This is a genomic window from Clostridioides sp. ZZV14-6150 (genome assembly GCF_020657875.1).
Taxonomy (GTDB): Bacteria; Bacillota; Clostridia; order Peptostreptococcales; family Peptostreptococcaceae; genus Clostridioides.
In genome coordinates, this window is record NZ_JAGWDA010000090.1 from 1 (window position 1) to 340 (window position 340).

Sequence of the window (340 nt, forward strand, 5' to 3'; positions counted from 1 at the left end):
GATTGAAAAAGTTCATTAACTGCACCCGTTAGATTTTTAGCATTTGTGCTTAATTCGTTTACGCCTATCTTTGCATCTATTTTAACACTAGAGTAAGTACTATCTAGTGTTGTTATATTATCATTTATTGTAGCTTGTATAACTTCTTTATTTGTATTACCATTTACAACAGTTACTTTTACATCTATAGCTAATTCATTAAAAATATCTATTGTATTAGAATCTACTACAGTATAAGAATTAGTCATACTCTTTTTAGTTGCTTCATCGAGTATCGCAACGAATATATTTTCTGTAACAAGATTATGATTAACTGTAAGTTTAAAATATTCTCCATCAG

1 pseudogene is annotated in these 340 nt (G+C 27.4%); it reads right to left on the reverse strand.

Annotation, left to right across the window (positions count from 1 at the left end):
• Positions 1 to 340 (reverse strand): annotated as a pseudogene (locus KGF41_RS20630) (phage tail protein); the annotation flags it as partial.